Below are 23,501 nucleotides of genomic sequence, written 5' to 3' on the forward strand. Positions count from 1 at the left end.
TAGGGCGGGCTTTTCTGCCGTTTTACGGCGTGGGAGCATCATTACTTCTGCCGAAAGCAAAATTCCCAAATTCTGCCTTCAGCGGAGCTACTTTATGCCTTCGGAGAGAGTCAAAGCTAAAAATTAAACAAGTCTTGCCACAGCGGATCAATTACCTAACATTAAATTTTATCAGAATTAATGGTACATTTCCGAATCTTTGAGGTATCGTTACAATATGCTCAGATGCCATATGTAAAAAAAATTGATGGGGTAAAAACCATGATCGCAAGTTGCTTAATTCCGTTTACGCTCTGCTTGATTGCTGGGCTGGTGACTGCTGGGACTGATAACAAAACGCTAGACGGGATTCCGGCTCCCATAGCTGCAATTATTGGGGTGTGTTCGTTAATTTGGTTTTTCGCGGTGTGTCCTTGGCCTGTTGAACTCGCTCTAGTCTTGGCGGTGCTGGTTTTGGGCAAAGCTTACCTGCAAGATATTTTGAAAGTAGACTGAATTCTCAGGGCTAGCGATCCTCAAGTTGGGGGAGGGTTCACGGGTGCTTCTACTTCCTGGAAAAAATTCGCTTTTGGTGATTGTTTCGGTTGTGTTTTCAGAGGAATCTGCAACTGCAAAAGCAACCCCAGCATTGGTAAAATTCAATTTAGGATCGCGAATTAAATCACTTACAATTTAAATTGTGATTGTGGGATGTCCCGCCCGTCCAGAAAGGGCAGAAAGGGCGGGACACCCCATAAACTTGTGTGAATTATTTAATGCGCGATCCTTAGATATTTCGGTTGAAAATTTATAAGATCAATGTGGTTGTTCGATCGCACATAATATAAGGTGCGCAATGCGCACCCTACATATCGAGCAAGTCAAATGGCGAGATGTTAAATTGGCAAGCGATTGATATCTTTATTAGAACCAATTACTACCATCACTTCGCCGTTTTTCAAGCGTTCGTTTGGCTGGGGATTGATCTCGAACTTGTCGGCGCGACCAACTGCTAGCAAGTTCAAACCGTACCGGCGCCGGAGATCCAAATCGGCAATGGTTTTGCCGTCAAACTTTTCAGGAACGAGCAACTCGACAATGCTGTGATCTGGGTCGAGGTCAAAGCGTTCTAAAATGCTGGGTTTTGTAAGAATCCGAGCCAAAGAGCAGCCCATTTCTCGTTCGGGAAAAACTACATGATCGGCGCCGACTTTTTTCAAAATTTTCAAATGAGTTTCCGAGGAAGCTTTGGCTATTACGTGAGTTACCCCGCCTTCCTTAAGATTTAGGGTGGTGGTAATGCTTTCTGCTAGGTAATTGCCGATCGCCACAATCACTGTTTCAAATTCAAATATACCCGCTCCCCTAAGAGCGCTAGGCTCAGTAGAATCTAACTGCACAACGTGAGCAGCTATACGATCGTTCAAAGCTTGAGTTACTTTTTTTTCGTCGGTGTCAACCCCGAGGACTTCGTAACCCAAGTCATGCAAGGTCGAACACACAGCTTTGCCGAAGCGTCCCAAACCAATAACGGCAAACTGCTTGTTTTCGGCGCGCAAACCGCTAAAAAAATTCAAAGATGACAGGTTCACTGAATATCCAGCGCTGAGCGTCTTGCTGTTTAAATTGTAGCAAAGACAGCGCCGCCTCCTTTTGATTTTTAGGTAAATAGTAAAAGTTGATTTGGGTTGTCACCCATTGTTTAGATTATCAGCAATAAGGCAAATTTTTTATCCAACTAACAAACTTTCCTCAACATATTTAAAAGCTCTGGGTTTGGGGTCGCCGACAGCGGCACTCATCAGCAACAGCACCCCAACCCGACCTATGTACATTGTAGCAATCAAAACCAACTTGCCTAGCACTGAAATCTTAGCTGTAATCCCTGCGGAAAGACCGACAGTGGCAAAAGCTGACACGGCTTCAAGCAAAACTTTGATAAAGTCTAGTTCGGGATTGGTTAGCTGAATTAAAATTGCAGATGTGAAGGTGACTAATAGGGAACCGAAGACTACGCTAATGGTTTTCAAAATCATTGCTGGCGGGATTTGACGCTGATAGCACTGCACATCTTCCTGGCCTTCGAGAACTGCTGCGGTACAGCTAAACAAGATCCTAAAAGTTGTGGTTTTGATGCCGCCGCCGGTGCTGCCGGGACTGGCACCGATAAACATTAGGGCGATCGTTATAAATAGCGCTGCGTCGCTCATTTTGCCAATGTCAATTGTATTAAACCCCGCCGTGCGGGGAGTAACAGATTGAAACCAAGCTGCCATTACCCTTTGCGGAAAATTCAGAGAACCGAAAGTTGCCGGATTGTTGTATTCCAGTACCAAAAAGATTAGCGTTCCTAAAATTAAAAGGGCAACAGTGGTACTGGTAACAACTTTGAAGTTTAGGGAAAAAACTGTGCATACCGGGCTTTTGTTGAAGCGAGCGCGCAGCCACAGGTACATTTCCATAATTACTTGATAACCGATTCCCCCAAATATGATTAAACCGGTGACTGTGAAGTTAATCAGAGGCGAACTGACGTAGCGAGTAAAACTATCTGAGTAGAGGCTAAAGCCGGCGTTGTTAAAGGCATTAACGCTGTGGAATACGGCAGACCAGAGACCGTCTTTAAATCCGTATTCTGGGACAAAAACGGACATTAGCAAAAAAACTCCAGTTAATTCAAACAAAACGGTTGTTGCTAGAATTGACTGCACGAGTTGCACTACGCCGGCTAGCCCGGATTTGTCAAGTGATTGTTGCAGGGCAATTTTGTCTTTTAAGCCAAAGCGGCGGCCCAATAACAGTAGCAAGAAGGTTGTGGCTGTCATGTAGCCCAAGCCTCCTATTTGCACCAATAAAACTAGGCACAGTTGCCCCCAAAAAGAGTAATATTTTCCGACATCCACAACCGACAAGCCTGTGACGCAGACAGCGGAAGTAGAGGTAAAGATTGCTGTGACTGGATCGCTCCAAGTTCCATCACTTGTGGAAAAGGGCATCATCAGTAATAGAGCACCTAGGATAATGACGGCGAGAAAGCCCAAGCAAATGGTTCGCGAGACAGTCATTCGATTTTAGATTTTAGATTGGGGATTTTGGATTTTTTTGATTGGCGATTTGAGAGGGGATCTGCAAATCGATAAATCGATTTTTTTGATTGGCGATTTGAGAGGGGATCTGCAAATCGATATCTGTTTGCGGTTTTGTGCGATCGCCCAAAACCGGAAAAGATGACAACATCGGGAAAATAACGGTAGAATTCCTTTAATAACTTGCGATCGTGCGATGACATCAACACTTTACCAGCAAATTCAGGAACTCTACGACGCTTCTAGCGGTTTGTGGGAGCAGGTGTGGGGCGAACATATGCACCACGGCTACTACGGCGCAGATGGCAATTTGAAAAAAGAGCGCCGACAGGCTCAGATAGATTTGATCGAAGAACTGCTGGGTTGGGCTGGAGTGCCGTCAAATCAGGCACTCTGTGAACCTTACCGCATTTTGGATGTCGGTTGCGGGATTGGTGGCAGTACGCTGTATTTAACCGAAAAGTTTGGTTCGATCGCGCAAAATAATTTAAAGTCGGATGGTGGGGTCGATCGGGTGACAGCCACCGGCATTACGCTGAGTCCGGTACAGGCCAATAGAGCGATCGAACGTGCTAAAATCGCTGGACTGGAAAGTAATGTTAACTTTTTGGTAGCAGATGCTTTAAATATGCCTTTTCCTGACGGGTCCTTCGACTTGGTTTGGTCACTCGAAAGTGGCGAACATATGCCCGACAAAATTAAATTTTTGCAGGAATGCTGTCGCGTGCTCAAGCCGGGAGGAACTTTGATGTTAGCAACTTGGTGTCACCGCCCGGTGGGAGAAACGGCGGGAGAATTAACTGATGCAGAGAGAAAGGAATTGGCAGAAATTTACCGGGTTTATGCTTTGCCTTACGTGATTTCTTTGCCGGAATATGAGGAAATTGTCCGCAGTTTGCCTTTTACAAGTATTCGCAGCGCTGATTGGTCAAAAGCAGTTGCTCCGTTTTGGGATGTGGTGATCGATTCTGCTTTGACTCCGAGCGCAATTTGGGGTTTGCTGACGAGCGGTTGGACGACTATTCAAGCTGCTCTTGCTCTCGGATTAATGAGCAGGGGATATCAGAGCGGATTGATTCGTTTCGGGCTGATTTGTGCTGTAAAATAAATCAGAAGGAAGAGGGAAGAAGGAAGAAGGAAGAGGGAAGAGGGAAGAAGGAAGAGGGTATTTCTGGCTGCAAGTTCAATTAAGTAAGGTGGATAATTTACACCTTACTTAATATTATTTTTGGTGCGTTTGTAGGATTTATGGAAAACGATTCGATTGGTAAGTCTGGGATTGATAAAGATAAAAATGGCTCGGCTCCGCAAAGCTGGGTGAGGGCATTTTGGGAGTTTGCTCGGCCGCATACGATTATCGGGACTACGTTGAGTGTAATGGCTTTGTACGCGATCGCCCAAAGCACCAGTTCCTTTGCGAATCCGCTATTTTTGCCGCTATTTTTTGCTTGGTTTGCTTGCATTTGCGGCAATATTTATATTGTGGGATTGAACCAGTTAGAAGATGTTGAAATTGATAAGATTAATAAGCCGTATTTGCCGATCGCCTCTGGAGCGTTTTCTCGCAAAACTGGCGAATTAATTGTAAGTGTAACCGGAATCCTAGCAGTTGTGACTGCTATTTTACAAGGCCCGTTTTTGCTGGCTACAGTTGGGGTGAGTTTGGTAATCGGGACTGCTTATTCTCTGCCGCCAATTCGGCTGAAACGGTTTCCTTTTTGGGCGGCGCTGTGCATTTTTACGGTGCGTGGGGCGATCGTCAATTTAGGTCTGTTTCTGCACTTTAATTGGGTTTTGGGCTTGGGAAAGGCGAAAAACGCTTTCTCTGGCTGGAGTTTGGATAGCGCGTCTTTGGCAATTCCGGCGGAAGTTTGGGTGCTGACGGTGTTTGTGATTGTGTTTACTTTTGCGATCGCCATTTTCAAAGATATCCCTGACATGGAGGGCGACAAGCAATACAATATTACTACGTTTACGATCGAGCTGGGCAAACCGGCTGTCTTTAATTTGTCTCGCTGGGTGTTGACGGTTTGCTATTTGGGCGCGACTTTAGCCGGAGTAGTCACATTGTCTAATGTTAATTTAGTATTTCTGGCAGTTGCTCATTTCGTGGCTTTGGGTTTGATGTGGTTTTGGAGTGTCAAAGTTAATTTGGACGAGCAGAAAGAAATTGCCGATTTTTATCAGTTTATCTGGAAGTTGTTTTTCTTAGAATATTTGATTTTTCCCGCTGCTTGTTTGTTAGGATAAAAGAAGGAAGTTCGGCAGCGAGCAATGTACGGGATGTAACGGATTTCATGGAGGTCATTTCAGAACCCTTTTTGTAATCACTTTAATAAATTTAACGAATTTAAAGAGGTTGAGGGAAGAAAGAAGGAATAGTTAACAGATTGAAATAAGTTGGTAATGACAAGTTAGCGAACTCCCAAATAACAAAGACAACTATGGCTTCTAAGAAAAAATCGCAAAAATCTGCCGTCAAAATGCGTGCTGAAGATTCTTTGAACATAGCTTGGACACATCATCAAGCGGGGCGTTTGTTAGAAGCTGAAAATTTGTACCGGCAAATCGTGGAAGTGCAGCCGGAGTCAGCAAACGTGTTGTGTTTGTTGGGAATAGCAGTCAGACAGCAGGGAAAAGTGGCTGAGGCGATCGACTTTTACGATCGCGCGATCGCCCAAAACCCCGATTTTGTAGAAGCACATTTAAACAAAGCCCATGTTTTGATGGATGTCGGCGAAACTCAAAGGGCGATCGCCAGTTACGAACAAGTCATCCAACTTTCACCAAATACCGCACTAGCATACAATAATTTGGGCTGGATCAAACAGCAATTGGGCGAAATCGACTCGGCAATTTCATATTATCAAACAGCGCTCAAACTCGACCCAAACCTGGTTGAAGCCGCCCACAATTTAGGAAAAATATTTACAGAAAAAAATCAACTCAACGATGCAGCAGCCTGTTATTTACACGCTTTAAAAATTAATCCTAAATTGACATATTCTCTGCTAGGCTTGGGCAGAGTTTTGCAGCAGCAAGGTAAATTAACCGAAGCTTTCAACTACTACCAGCAAGCTTTAGAAATAGAACCGCACAATCCCGACGCGCAAAACAATATCGGAGCATTTTACCACGAACAAGGCAATACAAAAACAGCCATAGACCACTACCGACAAGCATTAAGCTTAAAGCCCGACTTCGTGGATGCTATTAACAACCTCGCCCACGCTTTAGTAGATTTAGGAGAATTTCAAGAGGCTTTTACTTGTCACCGTCGAGCCTTGGAATTGCAGCCAGACAACGCCATCGCACACCTGGAATTAGCCTTAAGTTTGCTATTGTTCGGAGATTATCAGCGCGGTTTTGCTGAATACGAGTGGCGGTGGCGCACTCCGACACTACAACCGAGGCAATTTCAACAGCCGCTTTGGGATGGTTCCGATTTGCATTCTAAAACTATTTTACTCCACGTTGAGCAAGGTCTGGGCGATTCGATTCAGTTTATTCGCTACGCGCCGATTCTTCGCAGCCGAGGCGCTAAAGTCATCGTGGCTTGCTATCAAGAACTGATGCGGTTGTTTGCGACTGTTGCCGGCATTGAATATTTATCAGTTAGTTTTGAGGGTTTACCAGTATTTGACTTTCACGTACCGCTGATGAGTTTACCCAGAATTTTGGGGACAACTCTCGAAACAATACCCGCAAATGTTCCTTATTTGAGTCCGCCTGCTGAGTGCAAGTTTGCGCTGGCTTCTGATGCAAAATTTAAGGTGGGAATTGTGTGGGCGGGGAGTCCAAAACGGCGGAAAGATAATCAGCGCTCTTGCAATTTAAGCGATTTTATTCAATTTTTGGATGTGCCAGGAATCGCTTTTTATAGTTTACAAAAAAACTTGTCGGAGTGCGATCGCACTTTATTACACCAGCATCTAGTCCCGGATTTGAGTCCGCATCTGATCGATTTTGCTGATACGGCTTCTGCTATATCTCAATTGGATTTAGTAATTACTGTTGATACATCGGTGGCGCACTTGGCTGGTGCTTTGGGAAAACCGGTTTGGGTGCTGCTGTCTTTTGCTCCTGACTGGCGCTGGCTGCTGGAGCGCGAAGACAATCCTTGGTATCCAACTGCAAGGCTTTTTCGCCAAATTCAGCCGGAAAGTTGGCAAGAATTGTTTGATGATGTGCACGCGGCTTTGAGTTTATTTGCGATCGCAAATTCTGGTACTTTTGCCGATATTTCTGTCGAGGATGCTGCGAAAAATCAGCCACTGGAATTGACAGCTACCAGCCCAGTTGAGGAGAGTAAACAAGTATTTTCGATCGCGGGCGAAGCGTTAGCGACTGACTCACCAGTCAAGGATTCGCAGGGGATTGAGACATCTCTGGCGATCGCAAATTCGCTGATTTTAGAGGATTTATTGCGACAAGCAGAACATTTAATGGAAACAGGCGATAAGCAAGAAGCGATCGCCCTTTATGATCAAATAATATCTCTCGATCCAAATTGCGTGCAAGCGCGGATTAACTTTGGTTTTCTCAAACAAGAAAATGGCGAATTAGATGCAGCTATCCCGCATTATCAAGAAGCTTTAGCGATCGCTCCAAACATCCCTCAAACAGCTTACAACTTAGCCAAAATTTTTGAGGAACAAGGTAAAGTGGAAGATGCGATCGCGCATTACGAACAAGCTCTGATTGCTGAACCGGATTTCGTGCCTGCACTGATTAATTTAGCGGTGGCGCTGCAAGAAAAGGGGGAACTTTTAAGGGCGCTCGATCTGTACCGGCGGGCGCTGGAAATTCATCCCCATAGCTGGGAAGCTTACAACAATCTGGCAACTGTTTTGCAAGAACAGGGCAATTTAGAAGAGGCACTGGAGTATTATCACAAAGCTCTGGAATTGCTGCCGGACTTTGTGGAAGCTATCAACAATTTAGGCAGAACTTTTCTGGAAAAAGGCGTAGTTGAAGATGCGATAGCCTGCTACAGACGGGCGATTTATTTGAATCCAAATCATGCTAGCGCTCACCTGAATTTGTCCTTGGCTTTGCTGTTGGTCGGAGACTTGGAAAATGGTCTCACCGAATATGAATGGCGCTGGACAATTCAAGAATTTAAAACTAGCCATTCCTGTTTTTTGACGGCACAGGGAAATACACTTTCAGCAAGAGAATACCGGCCACTGTGGGATGGTTCCGATTTGCAGGGAAAGACTGTTTTACTGCACGCTGAACAAGGTTTAGGCGATTCGATTCAGTTTATTCGCTACATTGCGATCGTCAAACAGCAAGGTGGCAAGGTAATTGTTGACTGTTATCCACAATTGCGCCGTTTGTTTGCCATGATTGATGGCATTGATTTGCTCATAGTTAGAGGTGAACCTCTGCCGGAATTTGATGTGCAAGTGCCGATGTTGAGTTTGCCCTATGTTCTCGGTACAACGCTCGAAACAATCCCGGCAACTACTGCTTATTTATCTAAGCCGGCGGGTGCTGAATTTACGCTTTTGCCCGATCGCAATTTGAAAGTTGGGATTGTCTGGGCGGGGAATCCAAAACACCGCAAAAATATGCAGCGTTCTTGCAGTTTAAGTCAGTTTCTGCCGCTTTTGGACGTTTCGGGGGTAAGTTTTTACAGCTTGCAGAAAGAGGTTTTAGAGGCCGATCGCGCGCTGTTGCATCAAACGCCGATCGTCGATTTGAGCCCGCATTTTGGGGATTTGGCCGATACTGCGGCTGCGATCGCCAAACTGGATTTAGTGATTACTGTCGATACCGCTGTCGCCCATTTGGCGGGCGCTTTGGGCAAACCAGTGTGGATTTTGCTGGCGTTTTCCCCGGATTGGCGGTGGCTGTTGGAGCGCGAAGATAGTCCTTGGTATCCCAGTGCAAGGCTGTTCCGCCAACGGGAAAGGGGGGACTGGCAGGGGGTTTTTGAGCGGGTGGCGGAGGCTCTAGGCGCTGTTTCCGCAGCATTTGTGCCGTCGGATGCGGCGGATGCAGAGTTTCGCGAGGGCCGAGATTTGCAGATGCAGAGCAATTTTGCCGGTGCGATCGAGTGTTATCAGCGGGCGATCGCGATCGATCCAAATTACGCGGCAGCCCACAGCAATTTAGGCGTTGTCAAACAGCACGTCGGGCGGTTGACAGAGGCGATCGCGCACTACCAACAAGCGCTAGAAATCGACGGGAATTTGGCGGAAACTGCGAGCAATTTGGGCAGCGCGCTGGCGGAAGCAGGGGAGACAGCACAGGCGATCGCACAATACCAGCGGGCGCTGTCTTTGAACCCGAATTGCGCCGAAGCGATGATTAATTTGGGGCTACTGCGGGAAGAAGAAGGGAAGGTGGTGGAGGCTTGTTCGCTTTACCAGCAAGCGATTAAAGTCAATCCTGATTGCGCAGCGGCTTATTTGAATTTGGGCATTGCTTTGGAGACACAAGGGGAGGAAACGGGCGCGGATTACGATCGCGCGATCGCGAATTACGAAAGGGCGATCGAGCTCGATCCCAACTATTTGGACGCTTTGCACAACTTAGCATACGCCTCGATCCGTCAGGGCCGAGTTGCAGATGCGATCGCCTATTACGATCGAGCTCTGGCGCTGCAACCCGATTTGGCAGCAACCGATCTGGCGATCGGGAGTTGGCTGTCAAACCAAGATCGGTTAGATGAGGCTCTAGCCTTTTGCCAGCAAGGGATTCAGAAATATCCAGCCCGTGCGGGCGCTCACTGCAATCTGGCAATTGTCTTGCAAAAACAAGGTAAAATTCAAGATGCGATCGCCTGCTATCAGCAAGCTTTGAGCCTGAAACCCGACTTTCCCGAAGCTTTGAACAATCTCGCTAAAGCTTTTGAGGAAGCCGGAAAAACGACGGAGGCGATGGATTGTTACAATCGGGCGATCGAACTCAAACCCGGTTATATCAATTCCCTCAACGGTTTGGGAAACATTTTGCACCAAAGCGGACAATTTGCCGATGCTGTCACCTATTACGATAAAGCAGTTGAATTCAATATCGCCAACCCCGAATCTCACCTAAATTTAGCTTTAGCATTGCTGCTGGCTGGAGATTTTAAACGCGGTTTTACAGAGTACGAATCGCGGCTGGTAGTTGAAAAAAAACAGTTCCCGCAATACAACTTTTTCCAGCCGATTTGGGACGGCAAAGATTTGGAGGGTAAAACAATTTTGCTTTGCCCGGAACAGGGTTTAGGCGATGCAATTCAATTTATTCGTTACGCAGAATTAGTCAAGCAAAAAGGCGGCCAGGTAATTGTTTGGTGTTTGCCGCATTTGCAGCGATTGTTTGCACGAGTTGCGGGAATCGATCAGTTAATAATTAGTCCAGAAGCAGCGCCGGATTTTCAAGTTCGCGCGCACCTCATGAGTTTGCCGCACCTTCTGGGAACAACTTTAGAAAGTATACCCGCCCAAGTTCCTTATTTAGCTCCGCCTCCCGACGGGGAATTTACTTTGAGGCAAACTGCCAATTTGAAAGTAGGCATTGTCTGGTGTGGCAATACTAACAATTCCCAAAATAAACTGCGATCGTTCCCGCTCAATTTGTTAGCCAAAATATTAGATATTCCCGGAGCAGATTTTTACAGTTTGCAAAAGGAAATAACAGCAGAAGAACGCGCTTTGTTAGAGCAAATGCCTGTCACAGATTTAAGCTCTTATTTGCACGATTTTGCCGATACAGCGGCCGCAATATCGGCTCTGGATTTAGTGATTTCGGTGGATACTTCTGTGGCGCACTTGGCCGGTGCTTTGGGCAAACCTGTGTGGATTTTGCTGTGTTTTGTGCCGGATTGGCGGTGGATGTTGGAACGGGAAGATAGTCCTTGGTATCCGACGGCGCGACTGTTTCGTCAGTCAACAGCGGGGGATTGGGAAGGCGTTTTAGAACGGGCTGTATTGGCGCTGAAAGAAAAAATTAGCCAGCATCAAGAAGCTCGCCCGCCAATAGCAACTCAGCCCAATATTCAGTTGGCTAAGAAACAGTTCGATCGCGGAAATCTGCTGAAGTCGCAAGGAAGGCTTGCTGAGGCGATCGCATATTTTAAGAATGCTTTGGTTTTGCAGCCAGATTCGATCGAGTCCGCTACTAATTTGGCAGTGACGCTGCACCAAACAGGGGATTTAGCCGAAGCTGCGACGTATTATCAGCGCGCGATCGAAATTGACCCGAACTGCGCTCAAGCGCAAAATAACTTGGGTATTTTGCTGCAAGATCGGGGGAATATAGCCGAGGCTGTAGTTTGCTTTCAAAAGGCGATCGCCCTAAATCCCCTTTACGTCAAAGCGCTGAACAATCTCGGTGCGACACTCCAGCAGCAGGGCGAGTTGCAAAGTGCGATCGCCTGTTTTAATCAAGCACTTTCCATCAATGCCAATTACGTGCCGGCCATCGTAAATTTGGGCGCGGCAATGCAAGCAACAAATCAGCTAGAAGAAGCTAAACGCCTTTATTGTCTGTCAATTGAGATAGAACCTGACAGCGCCGCAGGACATTATCACCTGGGAAATTTGTTCTTAGAAATGCACCAATTCGATCGAGCTGCGGTTAGCTTAGAAAAAGCCATAACCTTACAGCCAAATTATGTAGAAGCGCTGAATAATTTAGGCACGGTTTTAGAAGCAAATAACGAAATAGACCGGGCAATTTTATGTTACAATCAAGCTATTAGTTACGATCAAAATTGTGCGAAATCTCACTTCAATTTATCCTTGGCGCTGCTGTTAACAGGTGACTTGCCTCGCGGTTTTGCAGAGTACGAATGGCGCTGGCAAACCGATCAAGCAAAGAAAATACAGTGGTTGAATTTCGATCGGCAGATTTGGGACGGTTCAGATTTGCACGGAAAAACTATTTTGATTCGCTGCGAACAAGGTTTGGGTGACGCAATTCAATTTGTGCGCTACGCGGCAATCGTGCAGCAAAAAGGCGGCAAAGTAATCCTTTCTTGCTATCAAGAACTCAAGCGTTTATTCAAGCAGATTCCTGGCATCGAACAAGTGGCGGTGCGGATGGACGAATTGCCCGATTTTCAAGTGCAAGTACCGCTGATGAGTTTGCCGCATATTGTGGGAACAAATTTAGAAAATATACCCGCAAATGTTCCTTATTTAGCAGCGCCTCCAAATTGGCAATTTTCCCTAAATGCCGATAGCAATTTCAAAGTGGGGATTGTGTGGGCGGGAAGTTCGGAACATTTGAAGGATTTTCAGCGATCGAGTTATTTAAGCTATTTTCTGAAATTGTTAGATATTGCGGGCGTAAGTTTTTATAGTATTCAGAAAGAATTATCTGCGGGCGATCGCATTTTGTTAAATCAAACTTCCGTAATAGATTTGAGCGAAAATTTGAACAATTTCGCTGATACTGCGGCGGTGATATCACAACTGGATTTAGTAATTTCTGTTGATACTGCTGTGGCGCATTTAGCCGGTGCTTTGGGCAAACCCGTCTGGATTATGCTCTCTTTCGTACCCGATTGGCGGTGGATGTTGCAGCGCGAAGACAGCCCTTGGTATCCCACTGCGCGGTTGTTTCGGCAGGAAACAGCGGGTGATTGGGAGGGTGTTTGCGATCGCGTAAAAATAGCTTTACAAGAGTTAACAAAATCCTTGATGGTTGCGAGTGAAACATCGCCATCGCCCAGTCTCGTCTCTACCAAAAAACTGACAGCAGTTGATGTGGATTTTCACATAGCAAATGCCTTGCGAAAACAAGGGAAACAAGCCGAAGCAGCCAGTCGTTACGAGCAAGTAATTGTCGCCTCACCAAACCACGCAGGAGCTCACAGTTATTTAGGTTATTTCAAACAGGAAAACGGGCAAATAACCGAGGCTATTTCCCACTACAAGCAAGCCCTAAAAACAAATCCGAATCTCAGCGAAACTAACTTATATTTGGGTTCCGCCCTCGAAGAAGAGGGAAAAGTCGCAGAGGCGATCGAATTCTACAATAAAGCAATTCAACTACGTCCCGAATCGCCCAATTGGCGTTTGAGACTAGCCTTAGCTTTGCTCTTAACGGGAAATTTTGAGCGCGGCTTTGCGGAGTACGAATCGCGCTGGCAAACTCAAGAATTGGAGCCCCGATATTTCGATCAACCGCTTTGGGACGGTTCCGATTTGCAGGGGAAAACAATATTATTGCACCCAGAACAAGGTTTGGGCGACACGATTCATTTTATCCGCTACGCATCTTTAGTTAAGCAAAAAGGTGGCAAAGTTATTGTGGCTTGTCATCAATCGCTGAAGCGTTTGTTTGAAAAAGTTGCAGGGATAGATATTGTAGCAACAAAGCCGCAAGATTTGCCGGATTTTGAAGTACAAGCGCCGCTAATGAGTTTGCCCAGAATTTTGGGAACGACTTTGGAAAATATGCCTGTAAATATTCCTTATTTGACAGTGCCAGAGGATTGTAAATTTTCCCTAGAATCAAACAATCAGCTAAAAGTAGGTATTGTGTGGGCTGGTGGGCCGCTGCACCGCAAGAACAATGATCGATCGTGTAAGTTAAGCGATTTTGTGAAGTTTTTAGATGTTCCGGGAGCGAGTTTTTACAGCCTGCAAAAAAAATTAGCAGCGAGGGATTACGCTTTATTAAATCAACAGCAAGTTCAAGATTTGAGCCAACATTGCGTTGATTTTGCCGACACCGCAGCGATTATTTCCCAACTGGATTTAGTAATTTGCGTAGATACTTCTGTGGCGCATTTAGCCGGTGCGTTGGGGAAACCGGTGTGGATTTTGCTGTCTTTCGTGGCCGATTGGCGGTGGATGCTCGATCGCGAAGATAGCCCTTGGTATCCCACTATGCGGTTGTTTCGCCAGCAAAAACCCGGTGATTGGGATGCCGTGGGCGATCGGATAAAAGCAGCACTGCAAAACCTAATTTCTAATTCTAAAAAGGCAGAAGCGACAACGCCCCTACAAACCCTGGCCGGGGCGGGCACGGGGGCACCGCCCCTACAAATTCCCCCAGAAACCCCGCCAAAAATAACAGGAATCGGCATCAGTTGGCCGCTCAGCCTCACCAGCGGCTGGGGAATTTACGGCATGAATTTAACACTGCAACTGCTGCGAAATCCCGCCTGGGAAGTGGCACTTTTAGTCCCGCCATCCATCACCTCAGAATCGCTCAATCCGCTGCACAAATCGCTGTTATTACCCCTAATAGAAAAGCAGAAACATTTTCAAGAATTAGTAACCGCGAATTATGACAAACAAATCGCTTTTAACTTTCCCGTACTTTACGGTTTGGGGAATAATTTAGTAACGTCAGGAGTAGAGAATCAACTTACCAGCGCTTGTCAAGTAGGAGTCATATTTTTTGAAGACACGCGCATCACAGCAGAAGCCGTAGAAAAAGCGAAAAAATATAGCGTAATTGTCGCCGGTTCTAACTGGAATGCGGATGTTTTGCGAAGCTGTGGCTTAACGAATGTGGCGATGGTAAATCAAGGAATTGACCCGACAATTTTCCATCCTGCACCCAAATCTAATCTATTTGGCGATCGCTTCGTGATATTCTCCGGCGGCAAACTAGAATATCGCAAAGGCCAAGACATAGTAATTGCCGCTTTCAAACAATTTCGCGCCAAGCATCCAGAGGCATTATTACTAACAGCTTGGCATAACTTTTGGCCTCAATATATGCTAGGAATGGAACAAACCGGAAACGTTACCGGACTTCCCAATATTAACCGCGATGGAAGTTTAGGAATTTCCCAATGGTTAGCCGCCAACGGTTTACCGATTGACTCTTTTATCGACATCGGCTTAATACCCAATCACCTCGCTGGACAAATTTTGCGAGAAGCCGACTGTGCTGTTTTCACCAACCGCTGCGAAGGCGGCACTAATTTAGTCGCAATGGAAAGTATGGCCTGCGGAATTCCGACTATTTTATCAGCAAACACTGGTCATTTAGACTTGATTTACAGCAACATTTGCTATCCTTTATCGCATCAGGGACAAGTTAAACCGACTGCTCATTTTGCTGGTGTCGAAGGTTGGGGAGAGTCTGATGTTGCAGAAGTTGTTGATGCTTTGGAGCAACTTTATACTAATCGCGAAGTTGCGAAAAATCGCGGTTTAGCTGCGACGAATTTTATGCTAGATTGGACTTGGAAAAAACAAGTTAATCGGTTTCTTAATGTTATACTAAATCTGAAATAAAATCTGTTGATGAGAGTTCGCGGTTAAAAGCGCACACAAACGAAGATAAAACCGGGCATACACACACAAAATTCGTGCAACACGAGACTAAGAAATGGCAATATTTTTCAAAAAATTTTCAGCATTCTTAACACTTTCCAGATCGTAAATTTCCTTGTTATAATAAACAACTTGTGCTACCAATTTCTGATGATATTGTTGAGCTTTTTCATTCCTAGAAGAACCATGAACACGACGATAATTAATAATTATTTCTCTCGTTCCAAAAAAATGAATGTTATGTTTGTGACAATTAACCCAAAATTCCCAATCCTCATAACCTTCTTTCATCTCTGCTTTGTAACCATTGACCAAATTCCAAACTGATTTGTGATACAATGAAGACGCGCAAATCATATTAAATTGCTTGATATTTTCCGGCGAATACAAATCGTAACTGGCTACGGTACCATGTTCATTGCCAAACAGTTGATAAGAACCAAATACTATGCAAGGTACTTTTGATTTTAGACATATTTCCAAAAGACAAATCAACGCATTTGGAGTTAAAATATCGTCGCCATCTAAGGGCATTATGTATTCGCCGTTTGCTGCCGCTATCCCAGTATTTCTAGCCCTTAATATCCCTTGATTAGCTTGTTCTATTAGCCTGATTTGATACTGGGGATTTGCTGCGATCGCATTTTTTGCTACTGTACTCGTAGTATCTAAACTGCCGTCATTAACAACGAGTATTTCCCAATTTTTATAGCTTTGATAGATCACACTGTCGATTGCTTGCTGCAAAAAATGAGATTGATTGTAACAGGGAATAATCACAGATATTAAAGGTTGATGTTCCCAATCTGGTGAAGCCATAACTTGCTTGACAGTTTCTGAGTGTACAGTTTGTGCCAATTTATTAGCCGTTTGCAAGCTATAAAAATAAATCTTGGGATGGACGATAGCTAATTGATTCAATTCTGTATTTTGGTACTCATTGACTAACTTCGGATATCTCGATAATTCTTCTTGTTTAACAAAAATTAAGATATTTTGAGCGTACCAAGGCTCTACTAGGTCATTGTTCCAGACTTTTTTTCTCAAGCCGTCAATAACTATAAAACCGTTTTTATTAAAATAATTAACCCAATATTGCGGCCACTGTTCGTTAAGGTGTTCGACACCTCCTTGCAATGGTATAGCAGCCGAAAATAAAATTATTGGTGCTAGTTGAATGAGAGACTTAACAAAGGTTTCAGCACAGGTGGCGGGCAAATGTTCCGCAACTTCTAGGGATACTGCTAAGTCAAATTTTCTGTTTATTTGTAGCGGTTGCTTTAAATCGGCGGCTTGGAACTGATTTAAGGGAATTTGTAAAAGAGTGCGATCGACATAATCGCCATCTATTCCCAAACATTCAGTAATTCCCAGCTTTTGAAATGCAGCTAACCAACCTCCCGTACCGCAGCCCACATCCACCACATTTTTAGGTAAAATCGGTTGCAGCAAGTCTAACAACAAAGGAATAATTTCTGTAGCAGAACTGCGAGTTCCTGCGTCGATTGCTTGGTAAAAATCTCTTGTATAAGATGACTCTTGTTTTTGATTTTCTGGGCGGGATGTGGGCGAATCAAGAGCCTCAAAATGGCTAATATTATAACCCTGTAAATGGGCGGGTAACTGCCAGGAAATATGGGGGTCTGGTTGATGTTGGACGGGCGTAACATTGCCACGCCAAGCTGCCCCCATAATTTGCATTGTTTGATATACTACAGTATGCCAACCTCTTTCTTTCAAGTAATCCAAACCTTGAGCAACATCAGGAGCGGCTAAATCATGAAATAAAATTATTGCATCTTCCTCTGCCAATTGTTCGCAGACAATGGCATCATTTAACGGGCCCGGCGCTCCGTGTTCTCCGTCAATAAAAATTAACGACCATTTGCGGTTGAATTCGTTTGCTAATTGTTCAACTCTTTGGGGGCTGTAACCAGGTACGAGCTTCACGGAAGTTTGCACGCCAGACGCATTGAGAGCGCCTTGAATTGAATCGATGACGCTTTGTCGAATGTCTTCTCTTTCTAACAGCGGATCGATTACATCTAATTCAACTCCTGCGAGGGCTAAGTGACAGGCAGACCATCCCAGCCAACAGCCTATTTCTAAGGCTTTTTTTCCGGCAAATTGCAGGGCTGTATTGTAAAGAATGTGTGCTTCGTCGCGGCTGAGAAATCCGATGTATGGATAGCGCTTGTCTGCATACCAATTATGCGGAATTTCCCGGCGTAAATAAGGCCAGCTACTCACAGTTGGATCGGCAACTATCATATTAGGGAAATAAGAATCTGGAATAATTGTTTTGAATCCTGGCGAGACATAATCTCCTGATGTTGATAAATTATTTTCGCTAATTTTATTAGGTTGGTAATTCATATTATGTTTTTGAAATATTTGTATTGCTTCTTGGTTTTTGGGTTGGTAACGAACGCTCATTTCCAGTATATCGCCGTCTGTTGCCATCAATTTTATTCGATCGAAGTCCTGGCGACCAGCTAAATGCAAAATGCCGATCGCCTCCTGGGGCAAATACGGCTCCACAAAACAGCCTCGCTGCTTGTCCCAAACCGGAAAACCATTGAAAATCCAATTACACCAAGCTGGGAGCATTTCAGTCAGATTGAACAATTCGCCACTATAAACAGCGAGGTTGAGGGCAAATTGATCTGTCATGACACAGCCGGAGCTCTGCAATCCTTCATTAAGTTTTTCTGCCCATATTTCCCAATGCAAAGCGTCTTTTCGGAGAGCAAAAACTCCGGCATTTAATATCGGATAACTGTAAAATTTATCGGCTATTTCTTGACCAAAATTAGCTGTATATTGTTGATGAACCCATTGCCAAAAATGAGGAAGTTGCCCGTACTGCTGCAAGCTCGCTCTGTGAACTTCTGGAACGATTGCTAGTCCCCGACGCGCCGCTCCTTTAGTCAACAAATCAATTGCTCTCCAGTCTTGAACCCAAGCATCGGCATCAATCCAAATGTATATGTCAAAATTAGGAAAATACTTTCGCAAACAAGGTCTAACTAACAGTCCTTTTAAATGTTCGGGAGCTTCGTTTTTACCGGGAAAGTCAAAGTCCCAATCAGGTTTTTGAATGAAATTAACTTGTGTTTCCAGCCACTGCAATTGTTCGGGAGTACAGCCGAGATCGAAAAAGCCGATCGCAATATTTGCACCCTCTGATTTTTCCCGCACCGATAAAATAGTACCTCGCACCAGTTCAAAGTAATTTGCATCGGCGGCCGTGATGATGATAATCTGCATAAATATAGGATTTCTGGTTAAGGATTGGGCATCGGGCATTGGGCATCGGGCATTGGGCATCGGGCATTGGGCATTGGTTAAATACTTCCCTCTTCATGACCTCCGTTACATCCCGTACATTGCTCGTTGCCGAACTTTCTTCTTCCTTCTTCCTTAAAGTATACTATTGAGGATGACTTATGAAAAACCCAAGAGGAAAAGTTTATTTAGTTGGTGCGGGGCCCGGAGATTGTAACTTGATGACAGTGCGATCGCAAAAACTGCTCTCCCAAGCCGAAGTCTTAATCTACGATGCTCTCATCGACATCCCACAACTCGAATTAATCCCAGTAACTTGTCGGAAAATCGAAGTTGGAAAACGCGGCGGTAAACCTTCCGCTCAGCAGCAAGAAATTAACCGCTTGCTGGTAGAACATTGCAAATTAGGTAAACAAGTAGTGCGATTAAAAAGCGGCGATCCGTTTATTTTTGGTCGCTCCAGTTCCGAAATTCAAGCATTGATAACAGCAGGCTGCAAGTTTGAAGTAGTACCCGGAATTTCATCAGCATTAGCCGCCCCAATACTAGCAGGAATTCCCCTCACAGATCCGGTGATGAGCCGCTGTTTTGCAGTGATGAGCGCCCACGAACCGGATGCTCTGGAATGGGAAGCATTAGTGCGGATTGAAACTTTGGTAATATTGATGGGAGGGCGCAATTTAAGCGAGATAATTTGGCAATTGCAAAAACACGGACGATCGCCCGAAACTCCGATCGCAATTATCCGAGATTGCAGCCGCCCCGAACAGAAAATCTGGATTGGCACTCTGTTGAACATCGTACAGCAAACAGCAGGTCAATCTCTATCGCCTTGCGCGATCGTCATTGGAGAAGTAGTCAGATTGCGCGAATATTTAATCGGATCGGAAAGTACAAACATGAGCGATACACCAGTTATTTCTAACAACAGCCTGCCGCTAGCAGGAAAAACGATTTTAGTCACCCGCGCAGCTTCCCAGTCCGGTCAATTTAGCGATCGACTCCAGCAACTAGGAGCCCGCGCGATCGAAATGCCCGCCTTGGTAATTGGTGCGCCGTCCACTTGGGAACCATTAGACAGGGCGATCGCCCAAATGTCAAGCTTTCACTGGTTAATTCTCACATCCCACAACGCTGTAGATTGCTTTTTTCAACGCTTACAAGCAAAAGGCAAAGACGCCCGCAGCTTATTTGGCATTAAAATCGCAGTTGTCGGCAAAAAAACAGCAGAAAGTTTGCGATCGCACTCTCTACAACCAGACTTTATTCCCCCCAACTTCGTCGCCGACTCCCTAGTCGAAAACTTCCCAGACAAATTGCAAAACTCCAAAATTCTATTTCCCAGAGTAGAAAGCGGCGGTAGAGAAATTTTAGTTAAAGAATTCACCGCCAAAGGAGCGCAAGTAATCGAAGTACCAGCTTACCAATCTTGCTGTCCCGAAACTATCGATCCGATCGCCCTAGCAGCACTCCAAAATCAAGCCGTAGATATCATAACCTTTGCCAGTTCCAAAACCGTGCATAACTTTTGCCACCTCATAGAAACAACTCCCGAACTTTCCTTGTCTCAGGATTGGCTAGAAAGCGTTTGCATCGCATCTATCGGCCCGGAAACTTCCAAAAGCTGCCTAAAATTATTGGGTAAATTAGACGTAGAAGCCACAGAATATACGTTAGATGGGTTGACTGAGGCGATCGTCCAATGGGTAACAAAAAATAAAAGATAAGCCCGGCGGTTGAAACCGCGATTATACAAACAAAGATAAGATAAGCCCGGCGGTTGAAACCGCGGCTACACAAACAAAGTCCGCCTTCGCGGACTAAGAATGCGAGATAAGTTGTAAAATGGTTGTAAAATAACGAGGAGGAAATATGACCGCAAAAGACCAACTTCTTCAAGAACTTGACCAAGTACCAGAATCGGTGTTGCTGAAAGTGCTTGAATTTGTACTTTCCTTGAAAACTGATGAAGAACAAAAACTAGAATCCAAAACATGGCAGGCATATCTAGATTCAGAACGCGAAAGAAAGGAGGTTTATCGTCGCCTTGCAAACTCCTAATTTTATCATCACAAGTATGGTGTTAAGTATCCACGCCAGACAGATAGAAAGATTTGGTGGTACTTCCGGTGTTAGAGATGAAGGCTTGTTAGAGTCAGCTTTGGCTCAACCTCAAGCAACTTTTGGCGGTCAACTTTTGCATCCAACAATTAGCGAACAAGCTGCCGCCTATCTCTATCACCTAGCGATGAATCATCCATTTATTGATGGCAATAAACGAACCGCTTTTGCGGTGGCAGATACCTTTTTGCGTTTGAATGGCTGCAATCTGAATTTGATGGACGATCGAGCTTATGATTTAGTCATGCAAGTCGCACAAGGGACAATGACTAAGGAAGAACTAAGTACCGAGTTCGAGTCATGTATTGTTGAGTTTTAATAAGTTGGCAAATCTACTTTGAGATCAAGAAGGTGCGCACACCCTACAACTGACTCTGGACATAGGAAATCGCGGAACAAAAAAGCGAGTAAAATGATCAGTAAATAACAAAGCCGATCGCCTTTACGTCAAATTACCAATACCATGAATATAAATTTTTCTCGTTTCGACACCTTAAGCACCTTGCTAGCAGGAACCACCGCAGCCTTAACCATAGTCATTAGCCAACCTGCGATCGCCAAAACACCGCAACAAGTCGCCAGCATCGCCGGGCCACTGACAGTACAAATTAATAGTTCCCTAGGAGACGGTTCTGGCGTAATTATTGCCAAAAATGGCAAAACTTACACAGTTTTAACCGTCAATCACGTTGTAGAAAAGGCAGAAGTGAAGTATACCGTTCGCACATCGATCGGCAAAAACTACCAAGCAACCGCAGTCACTCGCTTACAAACAACCCCAACAGACCCAGATTTAGCCATAGTCAAATTTGAAAGTCCCGAAGAATATCCAGTCGCGACGCTTGCAGATTCCGATCAAGCCGTCATCGGCACTCAAATCTTCGTTTACGGCTATCCCGCTACCGGCGGACTTTTCGGCGCCGAACGAGAACCCGAACTGTCTCCCGGACTTGTTACCAGCCGCCCACGCAGCCGATCGGAAGGTTACACTCTGCGGTATCAGGCCGTAACTTGGAGTGGCATGAGTGGCGGGCCAGTTTTTGACTCCGAAGGCCGAGTCATCGGTTTACACGGACAAGGCGAATTCGGTTTTGCCCAAACCAGTTCCGGCGAAGTCGCGCCGATTAAAACTGGATTTAATGCAGCAGTTCCAATTAATACTTTTATCGGAAAACTGGTAGCGGCGGGAATGAACAAATCCGAGTTGAAAGTAGACAATACTCCCTCAACTAGCGGCCCCGTATCCACCGCCAATCCGCAAGATGCCCAAGCCTATTATTTTCGAGGACTTTCGCGCTTAGATCAAGGAGATGCTTGGGAGGCGATCGCCGATTTCAACAGAGCACTCGCTTTCAAGCCCAAATATACCCCAGAATTGTATTTTAATATCGGTAATGCCCGCACTTTCATCACTTCCGGCTTGCCCCAAACCGAACCCACCCGCGGTTCCACTGCTATTCAAGCATACACGCAGGCGATCGCAGCCAATCCCGGTTTTGCTGATGCCTATTACAACCGAGCTTTAGCTTACCTAGCAACAGAAGACAAACCGAAAGCAATTGCCGACTTTCAAAAAGCAGCAGAACTTTACAACCAAGGCGGCAGAACCAGTGCATATCAAGACGCGCTGAACAGAATCAAACAAGTGCAGTAACAGTTGACAGTTGACAGTTGACAGTTGACAGCGAAGTTTTTAGGCAGGGGATTTAAGCCCCAGCCTAAAAACAATCCACCTAAAGGTGGGAGCTTAAATCCCCTGTGCAGTAAAATTAGAAGTTAAGGATTAAGAATTAAGAATTAAAAATGGGATAATTCATTTTTAATTTTTAATCTAGTTCATACAAACAGCAGGTAAATAAGAATGACTGCTATCACATTAAACCTCAATTCCATTATCAAAATAACTTCCGAACAGTTCTACCAACTGTGCGAATAACACCGCGATCTACAATTAGAACGCAACGCCAATGGACAATTGATCGTCATGCCACCAACCGGAGGAAAAACAGGAAAAAGCAACTCAAGATTTAACTTACAAATTGGACTTTGGAACGAACAAGCCGAACTCGGTGAAGCCTTTGATTCCTCTTACAAAAGATTTGGAATTAGTTTAAAATTATGGTTCAAACAATCCAAGCTAAAAATGTCACATTAGCAGAATTAAAAACACTTTTTGACCTGCAACTTGTCACAGACGACCAATTTTTTCGAGAATGGCAAGACGAGTTGCCAGAAATCACTGAATTTCAACAACGACAGCTAGATCAGATCAAAGCGGGTTACTTCAATTTGCTGGAATATCCGCCGATGCTGGAAAAAACCATCAGTTTGTCGATCGTCTCTCCGCTGTTATTTGCTGGCGAGTTTTACCTGCATCCTTTCTACATTAAACCAGAAAAATCTGTCGAAATTTCCGAAGAAGACGAAGGGGTAATCATCAAAGGTAGCATAGACACTTTAGTTTTGAAAGACCAGTTTTGGCTGATGGTAATTGAGTCGAAACGAGTTGCGTTTTCCATCGAAGCGGGATTGGCGCAAATCTTAGCTTATATGCTGGCAAATCCCAATTCCGACAAACCCAGTTACGGCATGATTGCTACAGGCGGCAGTTTCATCTTTGTTAAATTAGTCAATGGAGAATCACCGCGATATACCACATCTAAAGGGTATCTCACTCGCAACCCCGGTAACGAACTTTATGATGTCCTCCGCATCCTCAAACGCTTGAGTCAAATAGCAGCTAGCAATTAGTCATTAGTCAGTAGTCATCAGTCATTAGTCATCA

12 protein-coding genes and 1 pseudogene are annotated in these 23,501 nt (G+C 44.9%); 10 read left to right on the top strand and 3 right to left on the bottom strand.

Annotated elements, in window-relative coordinates:
- Nucleotides 1-225 precede the first annotated feature (225 nt).
- The gene (locus QUB52_RS14895; RefSeq protein ID WP_265234221.1) at nucleotides 226-495 is read left to right on the top strand and encodes a hypothetical protein; all 270 of its coding nucleotides are present in this window, start codon (nucleotides 226-228) and stop codon (nucleotides 493-495) included.
- Between the two features lie 380 nt (nucleotides 496-875).
- Here QUB52_RS14895 and QUB52_RS14900 read toward each other — a convergent pair whose 3' ends face one another.
- On the bottom strand, nucleotides 876-1,571 hold the full coding sequence (locus QUB52_RS14900) for a potassium channel family protein (RefSeq protein WP_265234222.1): 696 nt from the start codon (nucleotides 1,569-1,571) through the stop codon (nucleotides 876-878).
- Nucleotides 1,572-1,709: 138 nt separating this feature from the next.
- The gene (locus tag QUB52_RS14905) at nucleotides 1,710-3,044 is read right to left on the bottom strand and encodes a TrkH family potassium uptake protein (RefSeq protein ID WP_265234223.1); all 1,335 of its coding nucleotides are present in this window, start codon (nucleotides 3,042-3,044) and stop codon (nucleotides 1,710-1,712) included.
- A gap of 217 nt (nucleotides 3,045-3,261) precedes the next feature.
- On the opposite strand from QUB52_RS14905, the gene QUB52_RS14910 reads away from it, so the two are divergent.
- The 3 genes from QUB52_RS14910 (at nucleotide 3,262) to QUB52_RS14920 (ending at nucleotide 15,268) form a co-directional block, all read left to right on the top strand.
- Entirely contained in the window at nucleotides 3,262-4,173 is a 912-nt protein-coding gene (locus QUB52_RS14910) for a methyltransferase domain-containing protein (RefSeq protein WP_265234225.1), read from the top strand.
- 140 nt (nucleotides 4,174-4,313) lie between these two features.
- Nucleotides 4,314-5,315, top strand: a complete 1,002-nt coding sequence (locus QUB52_RS14915; protein WP_332973418.1) for a homogentisate phytyltransferase — start codon at nucleotides 4,314-4,316, stop codon at nucleotides 5,313-5,315.
- 194 nt (nucleotides 5,316-5,509) lie between these two features.
- Nucleotides 5,510-15,268: a tetratricopeptide repeat protein gene (locus tag QUB52_RS14920; protein ID WP_332973420.1), complete on the top strand. Its 9,759-nt coding sequence runs from the start codon at nucleotides 5,510-5,512 to the stop codon at nucleotides 15,266-15,268.
- An 87-nt stretch (nucleotides 15,269-15,355) separates the two neighbouring features.
- On the opposite strand, the gene QUB52_RS14925 is transcribed toward QUB52_RS14920, so the two are convergent.
- Nucleotides 15,356-18,577: a glycosyltransferase gene (locus QUB52_RS14925; RefSeq protein ID WP_332976207.1), complete on the bottom strand. Its 3,222-nt coding sequence runs from the start codon at nucleotides 18,575-18,577 to the stop codon at nucleotides 15,356-15,358.
- A 179-nt stretch (nucleotides 18,578-18,756) separates the two neighbouring features.
- Between QUB52_RS14925 and cobA the strand changes: the two genes are divergently transcribed.
- From cobA to QUB52_RS14955, 6 genes and pseudogenes are all read left to right on the top strand, one after another.
- Entirely contained in the window at nucleotides 18,757-20,322 is a 1,566-nt protein-coding gene (gene cobA, locus QUB52_RS14930) for a uroporphyrinogen-III C-methyltransferase (RefSeq protein ID WP_332973423.1), read from the top strand.
- Nucleotides 20,323-20,467: 145 nt separating this feature from the next.
- The gene (locus QUB52_RS14935; RefSeq protein WP_332973424.1) at nucleotides 20,468-20,656 is read left to right on the top strand and encodes a DUF2281 domain-containing protein; all 189 of its coding nucleotides are present in this window, start codon (nucleotides 20,468-20,470) and stop codon (nucleotides 20,654-20,656) included.
- A 16-nt stretch (nucleotides 20,657-20,672) separates the two neighbouring features.
- Nucleotides 20,673-21,035 (top strand): type II toxin-antitoxin system death-on-curing family toxin, encoded by a 363-nt coding sequence (locus QUB52_RS14940; protein ID WP_332973425.1) that lies wholly within the window; start codon nucleotides 20,673-20,675, stop codon nucleotides 21,033-21,035.
- Between the two features lie 144 nt (nucleotides 21,036-21,179).
- Nucleotides 21,180-22,370: a tetratricopeptide repeat-containing serine protease family protein gene (locus QUB52_RS14945; RefSeq protein WP_332969858.1), complete on the top strand. Its 1,191-nt coding sequence runs from the start codon at nucleotides 21,180-21,182 to the stop codon at nucleotides 22,368-22,370.
- A 297-nt stretch (nucleotides 22,371-22,667) separates the two neighbouring features.
- A pseudogene (locus QUB52_RS14950) lies at nucleotides 22,668-22,871 on the top strand (Uma2 family endonuclease); the annotation flags it as partial.
- On the top strand, nucleotides 22,835-23,467 hold the full coding sequence (locus tag QUB52_RS14955; RefSeq protein WP_332973426.1) for a restriction endonuclease subunit R: 633 nt from the start codon (nucleotides 22,835-22,837) through the stop codon (nucleotides 23,465-23,467). The pseudogene QUB52_RS14950 and the gene QUB52_RS14955, both read left to right, overlap by 37 nt.
- Nucleotides 23,468-23,501 lie beyond the last annotated feature (34 nt).

This window comes from Microcoleus sp. A6-C6 (genome assembly GCF_036705955.1).
Lineage (GTDB): Bacteria > Cyanobacteriota > Cyanobacteriia > Cyanobacteriales > Microcoleaceae > Microcoleus.